At 52.2% G+C, this 12921-nt stretch carries 16 protein-coding genes; all 16 read left to right on the top strand.

What is annotated here, in order from left to right:
- The first annotated feature begins 9 nt into the window (after positions 1 to 9).
- The 16 genes from tsf to BM299_RS05640 all read left to right on the top strand — a co-directional run bounded on the left by tsf (position 10) and on the right by BM299_RS05640 (position 12917).
- Complete coding sequence (gene tsf, locus BM299_RS05565) at positions 10 to 666, top strand: translation elongation factor Ts (RefSeq protein ID WP_092482478.1); 657 nt, start codon at positions 10 to 12, stop codon at positions 664 to 666.
- Between the two features lie 97 nt (positions 667 to 763).
- Complete coding sequence (gene pyrH / locus BM299_RS05570; RefSeq protein WP_092482567.1) at positions 764 to 1507, top strand: UMP kinase; 744 nt, start codon at positions 764 to 766, stop codon at positions 1505 to 1507.
- Between the two features lie 13 nt (positions 1508 to 1520).
- Entirely contained in the window at positions 1521 to 2042 is a 522-nt protein-coding gene (gene frr, locus BM299_RS05575) for a ribosome recycling factor (RefSeq protein ID WP_425429472.1), read from the top strand.
- A 2-nt stretch (positions 2043 to 2044) separates the two neighbouring features.
- Positions 2045 to 2248, top strand: coding sequence for a hypothetical protein (locus tag BM299_RS05580; RefSeq protein WP_092482480.1), 204 nt, complete (start codon positions 2045 to 2047; stop codon positions 2246 to 2248).
- Between the two features lie 4 nt (positions 2249 to 2252).
- Positions 2253 to 2420 carry a 4Fe-4S ferredoxin gene (locus tag BM299_RS05585; RefSeq protein ID WP_092482481.1) on the top strand — a complete coding sequence of 56 codons (168 nt, stop codon included), beginning with the start codon at positions 2253 to 2255 and terminating at the stop codon, positions 2418 to 2420.
- A gap of 57 nt (positions 2421 to 2477) precedes the next feature.
- Positions 2478 to 3275, top strand: a complete 798-nt coding sequence (locus BM299_RS05590; protein ID WP_425429470.1) for an undecaprenyl pyrophosphate synthase — start codon at positions 2478 to 2480, stop codon at positions 3273 to 3275.
- A 21-nt stretch (positions 3276 to 3296) separates the two neighbouring features.
- The gene (locus BM299_RS05595) at positions 3297 to 4085 is read left to right on the top strand and encodes a phosphatidate cytidylyltransferase (protein ID WP_245779662.1); all 789 of its coding nucleotides are present in this window, start codon (positions 3297 to 3299) and stop codon (positions 4083 to 4085) included.
- 10 nt (positions 4086 to 4095) lie between these two features.
- Complete coding sequence (gene ytvI / locus BM299_RS05600; protein ID WP_092482482.1) at positions 4096 to 5178, top strand: sporulation integral membrane protein YtvI; 1083 nt, start codon at positions 4096 to 4098, stop codon at positions 5176 to 5178.
- Between the two features lie 32 nt (positions 5179 to 5210).
- Positions 5211 to 6374 carry a 1-deoxy-D-xylulose-5-phosphate reductoisomerase gene (locus BM299_RS05605; protein ID WP_092482483.1) on the top strand — a complete coding sequence of 388 codons (1164 nt, stop codon included), beginning with the start codon at positions 5211 to 5213 and terminating at the stop codon, positions 6372 to 6374.
- Positions 6375 to 6423: 49 nt separating this feature from the next.
- On the top strand, positions 6424 to 7458 hold the full coding sequence (rseP, locus tag BM299_RS05610; RefSeq protein ID WP_092482484.1) for an RIP metalloprotease RseP: 1035 nt from the start codon (positions 6424 to 6426) through the stop codon (positions 7456 to 7458).
- Positions 7459 to 7676: 218 nt separating this feature from the next.
- A complete protein-coding gene (gene ispG, locus BM299_RS05615; RefSeq protein WP_092482485.1) occupies positions 7677 to 8735 on the top strand; it encodes a flavodoxin-dependent (E)-4-hydroxy-3-methylbut-2-enyl-diphosphate synthase in 1059 nt (352 codons plus the stop codon).
- A gap of 4 nt (positions 8736 to 8739) precedes the next feature.
- A complete protein-coding gene (locus tag BM299_RS05620; RefSeq protein ID WP_092482486.1) occupies positions 8740 to 10458 on the top strand; it encodes a proline--tRNA ligase in 1719 nt (572 codons plus the stop codon).
- A 260-nt stretch (positions 10459 to 10718) separates the two neighbouring features.
- Positions 10719 to 11180, top strand: coding sequence for a ribosome maturation factor RimP (gene rimP, locus BM299_RS05625; protein ID WP_092482487.1), 462 nt, complete (start codon positions 10719 to 10721; stop codon positions 11178 to 11180).
- A gap of 50 nt (positions 11181 to 11230) precedes the next feature.
- Positions 11231 to 12313, top strand: coding sequence for a transcription termination factor NusA (gene nusA, locus BM299_RS05630; RefSeq protein WP_092482488.1), 1083 nt, complete (start codon positions 11231 to 11233; stop codon positions 12311 to 12313).
- A gap of 11 nt (positions 12314 to 12324) precedes the next feature.
- Entirely contained in the window at positions 12325 to 12594 is a 270-nt protein-coding gene (gene rnpM / locus BM299_RS05635) for an RNase P modulator RnpM (RefSeq protein ID WP_092482489.1), read from the top strand.
- Positions 12591 to 12917, top strand: a complete 327-nt coding sequence (locus BM299_RS05640) for a L7Ae/L30e/S12e/Gadd45 family ribosomal protein (RefSeq protein WP_092482490.1) — start codon at positions 12591 to 12593, stop codon at positions 12915 to 12917. The genes rnpM and BM299_RS05640 overlap by 4 nt, the downstream gene beginning before the upstream one ends.
- The last annotated feature ends 4 nt before the right edge of the window (positions 12918 to 12921 follow it).

Raw genomic sequence — 12921 nt, forward strand, 5'->3', positions numbered from 1 at the left:
GGATGTCTTATGGCTGAAGTAACTGCAGCAATGGTTAAAGAACTGCGGGAAAAAACCGGCGCCGGAATGATGGATTGTAAAAAGGCGCTTAAGGAAACCGAAGGGGATATGGAAAAAGCCGTTGATTACCTGCGTGAAAAGGGGTTGTCGGCGGCAGCCAAAAAAGCGGGTCGGGTTACCGCCGAGGGACTGGTGGATTCCTACATCCATGCCGGTGGTAAAATCGGCGTGCTGATAGAAGTTAACTGTGAAACCGACTTTGTGGCTAAAACCGGTGAATTTAAGGAACTGGTAAGAGATATTGCCATGCAGGTCGCCGCCGCCCGCCCGGAATATGTAAGCCGGGAAGAGGTTCCGGAACATGTGGTGGCTAAAGAAAGGGATATTTTGGCCGCCCAGGCGGCTAATGAAGGAAAACCGGAAAAGATTATCCAGAAAATGGTTGAAGGCCGCCTGGAGAAATTTTATAAAGAAATTTGTTTGCTGGAACAGCCTTTTATCAAGGATACCGATAAAACCGTCAAACAATTGGTCACGGAAAAGATCGCTAAAATAGGGGAGAACATTTCCATTCGCAGGTTCGTACGTTACGAATTAGGCGAAGGTCTGGAGAAAAGAAAAGATGACTTTGCCGCCGAGGTTATGGCTCAGGCAGGGAAAAAGTAGGTTTTAGGAATAAATTTGATATGCAATCAACCTAAAAAAAGGAATTAACAGACTTGTGTAGAAATTACTTTGTTTGACGGGAGGTTATATGCCCCAAATGGATATGCCCAAATATAAGAGGGTCGTATTAAAACTCAGCGGGGAGGCTCTGGCCGGGTCCAAAGGTTACGGCATTGACCCCGAGGTGGTTTATTCCATTGCGGTGCAAATAAAAGAAGTGGTGCAACTTGGGGTGGAAGTGGCCGTGGTGGTCGGCGGCGGCAATATTTGGCGCGGCGTGGCCGGCAGTACCAAGGGTATGGACAGGGCCACCGCTGATTACATGGGCATGTTGGCCACGGTAATAAATTCCTTGGCCCTGCAGGATGCCCTGGCCAAACACGATGTTGATACCAGGGTGCAGACGGCGATAGAAATGCGGGAAGTGGCTGAGCCATATATTCGCCGGCGGGCTATCAGGCACCTGGAAAAGGGCCGGGTGGTAATTTTTGCGGCGGGTACCGGCAATCCTTACTTTTCCACTGATACCACCGCTGCGTTGCGGGCTGCTGAGATAGAGGCCGAAGTCATTTTAATGGCCAAGCGGGTGGACGGTGTTTATGATTCCGACCCCTTGAAAAATGAAGATGCGAAAAAATTTGGTAAACTGAGTTATATCGACCTTTTAAACAAAGGGCTGGGTGTGATGGATTCCACGGCTACCTCCCTGTGCATGGATAACCGTATCCCTTTACTGGTATTTGGGCTTAATGAACCGGGCAACATTAAGCGAGCTGTTCAGGGTGAAAGTGTGGGAACATATGTTGGAGGTGATTTGATTGGCAAACCCTCTTCTGTCTGAGACGGAAAAGAACATGAAGAAGACGGTGGAAGTGGTCAACAAGGAGTTTGCCTCTTTGCGCGCCGGAAGAGCCACTCCTTCCCTGCTGGATAAAATTATGGTCCAGTATTATGGTACACCGACTCCGATAAACCAATTGGCCAATGTCAGCGCCCCGGAAGCCAGGCTTTTGGTCATTCAGCCCTGGGATAAGACCGTGCTGCCGGAAATTGAAAAGGCCATCTTGAAATCAGATTTGGGGATAACCCCGGCCAGTGACGGTAATGTAATCAGGTTGGCCATACCGCAACTGACCCAGGAAAGAAGGGCTGAACTGGTAAAGGTAGTGAAAAAGAAAGCTGAAGAAGGCCGGGTGGCGGTACGCAATTTAAGACGCGATGCCAATGACGCCTTGAAAACTCAACAAAAGAACGGTGAAATTTCCGAAGATGAACAGCGGCGCCTGCAAGATGAAGTGCAAAAACTTACGGATAAATACATAAAGGAAATTGATAATTTACTGGCGGCCAAAGAAAAGGAAATAATGACCGTATAATTATGCATAAAAATGAACTTTTGGTGAAAGAACTGGATGCGGCGCTGGATTTGTGCCGGTCCAGGGGATGGAAAGCGGAAGTGGAATACACCTCGCCGCCCCGCGATGCCGCACAGGGCAAACAAAGGGTTATTCGTTGCCGCCGGCTGGCTGATAACAAGCTTGTCCTAACGGTAGCAAGAGAAGTTCCAGGGAAGGAGGTGTAAACAAGTGGCCTTTAAAATTACTGACGAATGTCTGGCATGCGGAACCTGTCTTGAATCCTGCCCCAACGAAGCAATTATCGAAGGTGATATTTACAAGATCGACGCGGATAAATGTGAAGATTGTGGAACATGTATCGAGGAATGCCCCACCGGTGCCATTATCGAAGAATAATGGATTGAACCCCCTCGTTTCCGGAGGGGGTTGTTTTATAGGAAAGGGGGCCGTAATTTGTTTAAACGTCTGATGGGTAACCGCCGTAATGCTGTTTCCGGGTGTAACGAGTTGAGTGAACAGGAAATGCTGCAGCAGTTGGACCCTGCCAGGATGCCGCAGCATGTGGCCATTATCATGGACGGCAACGGGCGCTGGGCGACCCAAAGGGGAGCGCTTAGGTCGCTTGGACATAGGGCCGGCGTAAAAGCTTTGCGTGAAGTAGTCAAATTAGGCGTAGAAATCAAGTTAAAATATTTGACGGTATACGCCTTTTCCACGGAAAATTGGAAAAGGCCGCGCGAGGAAGTCAATACCCTGATGGATTTGCTGGTAGAATACATATATAAGGAAATAGATGAGTTATGCGCCAATAACGTAAGAATACACCCGATGGGCTTGTTATCCGAATTGCCGGCCAGGGCGCAGGAGGCGGTGGCCCTGGCCATTGACCGAAGCAAAAACAATACCGGCCTGGTATTTAATATAGCGCTAAATTACGGCGGCCGAGCGGAATTGCTCAGGGCGGTGCATTTGATCGGGCGTAAAATAGAGCGCGGCGAGTTAGAGGTGGAGCAAATCACCGAACAAGTTATCGCAGACCATTTATTTACCGCAGGCCAGCCTGATCCTGACTTGTTGATTAGACCTTCGGGCGATTACCGGGTAAGCAATTTTTTACTCTGGCAGTTGGCTTATACGGAATTTTGGCTCACCAACACCATGTGGCCGGATTTTGGCCGAAAGAATTTTTTAAAAGCCCTGCTGGATTTTCAGCACAGGGAAAGGCGTTTTGGCGGGTTGGTGCATGATTAGTTGTCGCAGGTTGGTGATTAGGTGTTCTGGCATAGGTTTTTGAGCGCGTTGGTCGGGATTCCCCTGCTAATTGTTGCCGTTCGGTACGGAGGTGTTCTGTTGCTTGCCGTTACCGCGGCATTAATGCTGCTGGCGGCCCGGGAAATCAATCATATTTTTTCCCGGCTGAATTTGCAGGTTCCTTTGTTTCTGGTTATTCCCGGTTGTTTTATTTTATTATTGACGGCATATTTATTTAAAGAAGGATATCATGGCGCCGCCGTGATTATTGTATTATTCGCCTGTTTCCTGTCGGTGATATTGTATTACCCGCGGTTTACGCCGCTGGACGCTTCGGTTACTTTCCTGAGTATCATGTATCTGGGGCTTTTTCTTTATTTTTTTCTACTCAGCACGCTGGATAACGGGTGGATATGGCTCATAGTGATGCTGGTATGCACCTGGGCCAATGATACTGCGGCCTATCTGGTCGGCCGGCAGTGGGGCAGGCGGCGGCTGGCCCCGGCCGTCAGTCCGGGGAAAACTGTCGAGGGAGCGGTTGGCGGGGTTTCAGGCAGTATTATGGCAGCATTTTTGGTGACGTTGTTTTACCCCGCTCTGCCGGTGGGGGATCTGCTGGTTTTAGGCGCGCTGGCGGGTTTGGCGGCGCAGGTCGGCGATTTGGTGGAATCGGCCATAAAACGCCAGGCCTGTATTAAAGATGCCGGCAGACTGATCCCCGGGCATGGGGGTATCCTTGACCGGTTCGACAGTATGCTGTTTACGGCTCCCCTGGTATACTACTATGTGGGTTTGATTAAAATAAGCTGAGGTGAATGCCGTGCCGCAAGCGGTAAAGAATATTTTGTATGTTCTGGCGGGAGCGGTAACGCTGCTGGCCATCTATCTGGCCATGAAATACGTGGTGCCCGAAGCGTTTTCCTGGCTGGGCAGTTTGCTGGCTGTATTGTTTCCATTTCTGCTGGCCGCTATATTCAGCATTTTTATGGAACCGGTGGTTATCCTTTTCAGCAATAAAGGCAAGATATCCAGAATCATAGCGGTTCCCGCGGCCATGATTGTGTTTTTCGGCGTGATCGGCACTGCTTTAACCTTGATTATTTTAAGACTGGTTAAGGAATTAAACGATCTTTCAGCAATGCTACCCCAAAAGGTGGAGGAGGCCCAGTATTTAATTGATATTTGGGTAAAAAAAGGGGTGCTGTTTTACGGCACTTTACCCAAGAGTGTGACCAGCAACCTGCATGAAGCCATATACAGCGTAACCGTTAATATTCAACACTGGGCCCGGGACCTGGTAAATTCCCTGCTGTATGTTCTGAGTGGGATACCGGGCGCCATTATGATCATTATTATTAGTTTGATTGCCACTTATTTTTTCAGCAAGGACAGGGAAAAAATAATCGAAATGTGGTTGAGACTGGTCCCCCCGCCGTGGGGAGAGCGGGTGCTGGCGGTCAGCAGGCAGGTTGCCGGTGCCTTTCAATCTTACGTACGTGCGCAATTTATTTTAATTACCATTACCACTACCATCAGCATTATCGGTTTATACTTTATCGGCACGGAATATGCGCTGACTCTGGGGTTGATCATAGGCTTTTTTGATATGATACCGGTTTTGGGTCCGGGTACTATTTATATTCCCTGGGCCGCCTGGTCCTTTGTCACCTCCAATGTTATGCTTGGATTAAAGTTAACGGCGTTATATCTACTGGTCATGGTGGTCAGGGCGGTGCTGGAGGCCAAGGTAGTGGCGGCCAATTTAGGGCTACATCCCCTGGCGGTATTGATTGCCATGTATGTGGGGCTCAAGACGCTGGGCGTGTTGGGCCTGATTATCGGCCCCATTTTGGTGATTGCTATTCAAGCCACTATAAGATCTGGAAATTACATACATAAATAATTAAATTTAACCATAGTATTATAGGGATTATCATGAAAAAAATTGCTATTTTGGGCAGTACAGGTTCTATTGGGCGTAAAACATTGCAAGTCGCCGACAATTTTCCGGCGGAGATACAGGTGCTGGCCCTGGCGGCCGGCCGGAACAGGGAATTACTGCTGGAGCAGGTGAAAAGGTATAAGCCGCGATTAATTTCCGTCCACCGGGAAGAAGATGCCCGTTGGCTGCGTGATAAGCTGGGCGAATACCGGGAGGTTGAGGTCCTCAGCGGTCGGGAGGGTTTGCTGGCTGTAGCCATTTTTCCCGGCACGGACACTGTTTTGACCGCCATATCCGGCGCGGCGGGACTGGAGCCCACCATAAACGCCATCCGGGCGGGGAAGCATATTGCCCTGGCCAACAAGGAAACCCTGGTGGCGGCCGGTGAATTGGTTACCGGCTTGGCGCGGCAATACGGCGTCAGTATCATCCCCGTCGACAGCGAGCATTCGGCGGTCTGGCAGTGCCTCAACGGGGAAGACATCGCCAGCGTGGCCCGCATTATCCTTACTGCTTCGGGAGGACCCTTTCGAAATTTTTCTCCTGGACAGATGGCCGGTATATCACCGGCTATGGCGCTCAAGCACCCCAACTGGCAAATGGGCGCGAAAATTACCGTTGATTCGGCCACTTTAATGAATAAAGGGCTTGAGGTTATTGAGGCCAGGTGGTTGTTTGATGTGGATTATGATAAAATTGATGTGGTAATTCACCCGCAGAGCATCATTCATTCCATGGTGGAGTTTGTTGACGGTTCAGTACTGGCGCAGATGGGAGTGCCCGACATGGCGCTGCCTATTCAATACGCGCTTTTGCATCCCCGGCGCGTTGACGGAAGCGTGCCAGGGTTGCAATGGCCCGTCCGGGATTTAACCTTTGAGGAACCTGACCGGGAACGTTTTCCGTCTCTGGCCCTGGCTTATGAGGCGGGGCGTGCCGGCGGCACCATGCCGGCGGTTATGAACGCCGCCAACGAAGTGGCGGTGGCGGCCTTTTTGGCGGGAAAAATATGCTTTACCGCCATACCGGAGATAGTGGCGACGGTGATGCACGGGCACAGCCCGCAACAATACTGTTCTCTGGAGGAAATACTGGACGTGGACAGCCGGGCGCGCCGGAAAGCGGCGGGGTTGGTGGACTTGTGGCGTGCCAGGTAAAACGCCGCAGCCGAAGAAATTTTCTAATTATCCGAAAAGGATGGAGTTTATGGCTACATTTTGGGCATCGATATTCGTTTTCGGCATATTGATATTCTTTCACGAACTTGGCCATTTTACCGTGGCTAAAGCGGTGGGGATAAAGGTCTACGAATTCAGCATGGGCTTTGGACCCAAATTGTTGGGCTTGTCCCGGGGTGGAACCAACTATAACCTGCGCCTGCTTCCCCTGGGCGGTTTCGTGCGCATGGCCGGCATGGACCCCGAGGAAGAGGATGTCGAGGCCGGCAAGGGGTTTGGTGATAAAACAATCCTGCAGCGGGTGGCCGTAATTATGGCCGGGCCCTTGATGAACTTTTTACTGGCGGCGCTATTGCTGGCTTTGATATTCATGCTGCAGGGACTGCCCACGCCCGGCACCACCATTGGGGATATTGTGCCGGGACAGCCGGCGGAGAAGGCGGGGTTAAAGCCTGGGGACGTCATTTATTCCATTGACGGCCGGAAAGTTGACAGTAAGGAAGAGATAACCAGGCTGGTAAGCGCCCGCACGGGACAACCGACCACCCTGGTGGTGATCAGGGACGGTCGTGAGATGGCGTTTGAAATCACGCCCGCAGCCGCGGAAGGCGGCCGGGGAATGATCGGTATTTACTGGGTTAAAAAACTCAACCCGCTGGCGGCCCTGATAAGCGGTTTTGAATATACTTTCCGGGTCACGGTTTTGATATTGCAGTTCATCGGTAAAATGGTTGCCGGCCAGGCGCCGGCTGACCTGGGCGGGCCGGTGCGGGTTATCTGGGAAATCGACAAGGCCGTGCAGACGGGATTCTTTTACCTGCTGCAGCTGGCAGCTTTCCTGAGTATTAACCTGGGGTTGTTCAACCTGTTCCCCATCCCGGCCCTGGACGGTAGCAGAATCATGTTTCTGGGCTTCGAGGGTTTCCGGGGACGACCGGTGGATCCCACCAAGGAAAACTTGATTCATTTGGTGGGCTTCGGGTTTTTGCTGCTTCTGATAGTGTTTATCACCTATAACGATATATTGCAGCTGTTTGTGCAAAGCCCGCAAAGCAGTCCATAGGTACTTGCCCCGGCAAAGTTTGCCGGGGTATAATTTTGGATTTACCGGGTAAGCACCAGACACGCCGGTAAGGAATTATAGTGGGAACTGCCGATCCTGAAATAAACACTTACCCACCAAAGGATTGGCAAAATTTTTATGACAGTGTTATAATTACCCTGATTTAGCTTTATTCGAGCCAATCATTAAAATACCGGGTTATACTGGAGGCGACAATTGTGCAGCGCAGGAAAAGCAGGCCGGTGCGTTTGGGCAGCGTCACGGTAGGTGGCGGCGCCCCGGTCTCGGTTCAATCCATGACCAATACCGACACCAGGGATGTTGCGGCCACCAGGGCGCAAATTAAGCGGCTCGTAAAGGCCGGATGCGAAATTGTGCGGGTGGCGGTACCGGACTGGGAAGCTGCCCGCGCGCTGCCGGAAATTAAAAAAGGCCTCTCCGTCCCACTGGTGGCGGATGTCCACTTCAACTACCGCCTGGCCCTGGCGGCCATTGAGGCCGGTGTGGACGGCTTGCGCATCAACCCCGGCAACATCGGAGGTCGGGACAAGGTGGCGGCGGTGGTCGAGGCGGCCGCGCAGAAACGAGTACCGATCCGTATCGGCGTGAATGCCGGCTCCCTGGAGAAAGATTTGCTGCGGGACGGCATAACGCCGGAAGCCATGGTGGAAAGCGCTCTGCGGCACGTGGCAATGCTGGAAGAGATGGGCTTTTTCGACATTAAAATATCCCTTAAAGCCTCGGATGTACCGTTGATGGCCGCCGCTTACCGCATGCTGGCAGACAAAGTGGACTACCCCCTGCATATCGGCGTTACCGAAGCCGGTACGGCATTTGCCGGGAGCGTTAAGTCAGCGGTGGGTATCGGCATACTGCTCTGGGAAGGTATTGGGGATACCGTGCGGGTCTCCCTGACCGGCGACCCCGTCCAGGAGGTACGGGTGGCCTACGAAATATTGAAAACGTTGGGGCTCAGGCGGCGGGGCGCGGAATTGATCTCCTGCCCCACTTGCGGCCGGACGCAAATTGACTTAATCAAAATTGCCGGCGAGGTGGAGGAGCGTCTAGCCGAACTGGACCGGCCGCTCAAAGTGGCGGTTATGGGCTGTGTGGTCAACGGCCCCGGGGAAGCCAGACATGCCGATGTCGGTATTGCCGGGGGCAAGGGAGAGGGCTTGATCTTCCGCAAAGGTCAGGTTATCCGGAAAGTACCGGAGAATTTGCTGGTGGAGGAACTGATGAAAGAAATTGATAATTTGGTCAATGGAGGGAACTAGCTGAATGAGAGTTTCGCAACTACTGCTGCCGACATTGCGGGAGGTGCCCGCGGAAGCAGAGGTGATCAGTCACCGGTTGTTATTGCGGGCCGGCTTTATGCGCAAGGCGGCGGCCGGTATTTATACCCTGCTGCCCCTGGCCTGGCGGGTGATTCTCAAAATTGAACGCATTATCAGAGAAGAATTGGACAGGCAGGGCGGGCAGGAGATCATGATGCCGATCATGCAACCGGCCGAATTGTGGCAGGAGTCCGGGCGCTGGGATGTTTACGGGCCCGAGTTGTTCAGGCTCAAGGACAGGCACGGACGGGACTTTTGTCTGGGACCCACGCACGAGGAAATAATCACCGCCCTGGTTCGGGGAGAGGTTAATTCATACAAGCAGTTGCCGCTCTTGCTATATCAGATTCAAAACAAGTACCGGGACGAGCGGCGCCCGCGGTTTGGCTTGATGCGCGGCCGGGAATTTATCATGAAGGACTTGTATTCCTTTGACCGCGATGAGGCGGGTTTGGACGTAAGCTATAATAAAATGTTTGAAGCCTACACCAATGTTTTCCGACGCTGCGGTTTACAGTTCCGGCCCGTGGTGGCCGACTCCGGGGCCATCGGCGGCAGTGACACGCACGAATTCATGGTGCTGGCCGAATCGGGTGAAGCTACTATTGTATATTGCACCGATGAACAGTGCGGCTACGCCGCCAATGAGGAGCGGGCCGAGGCGGTACCGCCCGCTGAAAAGGATGACGCAGCCGCGCTGGAACCGAAAAAGGTGCACACGCCCGACTGCCGTACCATGGCGGAAGTGGCCACATTTTTCAAGATTTCACCCGCCAGGATGATTAAAACCATTATTTATACCACCGAAAAAGAAACCGTGGCTGCCATGGTCAGGGGTGACCGGGAGATTAATGAAATTAAACTGTATAACGCTTTGGACTGCATAAGGCTGGAGATGGCGGGCGAAGAAACGGTGCGCAAAGCAACCGGCGCATCCGCCGGTTACGCCGGACCGGTTAACTTGACCGGCGTACGCCTGGTGGCCGACCCCGAGGTGATGGCTCTGGCAAATGCCGTTTGCGGAGCCAATGAAAACGATCACCACCTGGTCAATATCAACCCCGGGAGGGATTTCACACCGGATCTAGTCACGGACATTCGCCTGGTCAAAGCCGGTGAACCTTGTCCGGTTTGCGGCACTGCTTTGCAGGGGGCCCGGGGCATTGAAGTGGGCCAGATATTCAAGCTGGGCGACAAGTACAGCAAGGCGCTGGGGGCTACCTTCCTGGATGAAAACGGCAAGGCCCGGCCTTTCATCATGGGTTGCTACGGGATCGGCGTGACCAGGACCATGGCCGCCGCAGTTGAGCAGAACCATGATGAACGAGGTATAATCTGGCCGGTGCAGATAGCGCCTTTCCATGTGATTGTGGTGCCGGTAAGCCATAAGGACCAGAACCTGATGGAGACGGCGGAAAAAATATATCATGCCCTGAACCGGGCCGGAGTGGAATCCGTTGTCGACGACCGTCCGGACCGCGCCGGGGTAAAATTCAATGATGCCGACCTGGTGGGTTATCCTATCCGCATTACCGTGGGAGCAAAGGGATTGGCCGCCGGGAAAGTGGAACTCTACCTGCGGCGCCAAGGGGAAACGATTATGGTGCCGCTGGACGAAGTGGTTGAGACGGTAAAAGCAAAGTTGCAGGTAATGGGGCATTAAACGGATTGCAGTGTAAAATGTCCCGGGCGGCGGGCTGCGCCTTGTCAAACGATGCCTTTTATGTTACTATTAATTTGCGTTTGTGCTCGATTGCGATGGCGTGACTTTTGCCTACAGCCGCTGCAGGGCGGCTCGCCGAGGGCTCCATTGCCGGCGACTATTTGCGAACTGTTTTTAAAGGAGTGGGTAATACCCACTCTTTCGTCTTATACTAAAGGAAATATCAATGAAGCTTTAAATATGCAGGAGGATAAGACCTGATGAACAAAGGAAAAGTCGTGAGCACGGTGGAAAAAATAGTCGCTTCCCCGATAGCGGAATTGGGCATGGAACTGGTTGATATAGAGTATGTGAAAGAAGGAGGGAGATGGTTTTTAAGGGTTTTTATAGATAAGCCCGGCGGTGTCGGATTGGAGGACTGCCAGCGCGTATCGGAAAGCATTGACCCGTTGCTGGACGCAACGGACCCGATTCCCCACTCGTACACCTTGGAGGTTTCATCACCGGGTTTAAATAGACCACTAAAAAAGTTGGCCGACTTTGAACGGTTTACCGGGGAGAAAATCAGCCTTACCACCTATGTGCCGGTGGAAAACCGGCGCAAGTTCAAGGGCAAGCTTATCGCGGCAAGCAATCATGCCGTTACGCTGGACGTGGACGGGAACAGCGTCGTCATCCCCATGGAACAGGTGGCTTTTGCCCGCCTGGCGGCCGAGTTATGACACCGGTAAATATGTTCAAGGGAATAGTGATTTGTGGAGGGACACGGTAAATGAATACCGAATTTTTGGAGGCCCTGAGGGACCTCGAAAAGGAAAAAGGAATTACCGTAGATGTATTACTGGAGGCGATAGAAGCCGCGCTGCTTTCGGCATATAAAAGGAATTTCGGGTCGCTGCAAAACGCCAAGGTGCACATAGACCGGGAAACTGGTGATTGCAAGGTTTATGCGCAGCGAAACGTTGTTGAAACTATGGAGGACCCGCGCCTGGAAATATCTCTGGCGGAAGCCCAGGCCGTCGATCCCCGTTATGAAATAGGCGATGTGGTGGAAACCGAGGTCACACCGCGCAATTTCGGCCGGATTGCCGCCCAGACCGCCAAGCAAGTGGTGGTACAACGCATCCGCGAGGCCGAACGCAATATTATTTACGAAGAGTTCGCCAACCGGGAAGGAGATATTATCAACGGGGTAGTGCAGCGGATAGAGAATAAAAACGTATTTATTGAACTGGGTAAAACCGAGGCCATCCTTACCCCGTCGGAACAGATGCCCGGGGAAACTTACCACCAGGGGGAACGGATCAAGGCTTATATAGTCGAGGTTAAAAAGACCACCAAAGGACCGCAAATTTTTGTTTCCAGAACGCACCCCGGTTTGTTAAAAAGGCTTTTTGAGCTGGAAGTGCCGGAATTGCAGGAAGGCGTGGTGGAACTTAAATCCGTGGCCCGGGAGGCCGGGTACCGGTCCAAAATCGCCGTTTATTCACGGGATGAAAATGTCGACCCCGTAGGCGCCTGTGTGGGCCCGAAGGGCATGCGCGTACAAACCATAGTTAACGAACTGCGTGGGGAAAAAATTGATATCATTAAATGGGATGCAGATTCTTCCAAATATGTGGCCAGTTCGCTCAGCCCGGCCAAAGTTGTGGCGGTGGAGATATGGGAGGATGAAAAAGTGGCCCGGGTTATTGTGCCCGATTACCAGCTTTCGCTGGCTATCGGCAAGGAAGGACAAAACGCTCGTTTGGCGGCCAAATTGACGGGCTGGAAGATAGATATCAAGAGCGAAAGCCAGATGGCTGAACTATACCCGGATTATCAGGACTTGTTTGACGAAGAGTTTGTTGAATAGGGGGTATCGACTTGCCCAGAGTAAGAAAGATACCACAGCGCATGTGTATCGGCTGTCAGGAAATGAAAGCCAAGAAAGAATTGATCAGGGTGGTGCGAACACCGGAGGAATACATTGAAATAGACAGCACCGGCAAGCGTTCGGGCCGCGGCGCCTACATCTGCCCCAGTGAGGCATGTTTGGAAAAAGCCATCAAGGGCAAAAGGCTGGAAAAGGCGTTAAAACAGCCCATTGCCCGGGAAATCAAGGATGAGCTACTGGAAAGGATGAAACAAATATGACCGGTGTGGTTGCCCAGATGCTGGGGTTGTGCAGGCGCGCCGGGAAAGTGATCAGCGGCGATACCGCTGTGCGCAACGGTTTTTTAAAAGACGAAGTTAAGTTGTTGATACTGGCACGAGACGCAAGCGAGCGCAGCAAGGATGACTTTGTACATTTGGCTAAGGAAAAGAATGTCCCTGTTTTCTACTATGCTTCCAAGAACGAACTGGGTATTTTGCTGGGAAAAGCGCCACGTACCGTGGCTGCGATAACGGATGAACAGCTGGCCCGGGGTGTCGCCGGAGCTATGGAAAGGGGAGAGGCCGACTTGTCTACGCGTTAATTTT

Origin of the sequence: Desulfoscipio geothermicus DSM 3669 (assembly GCF_900115975.1) — a bacterium.
Classification (GTDB): Bacteria; Bacillota; Desulfotomaculia; order Desulfotomaculales; family Desulfallaceae; genus Desulfoscipio; species Desulfoscipio geothermicus.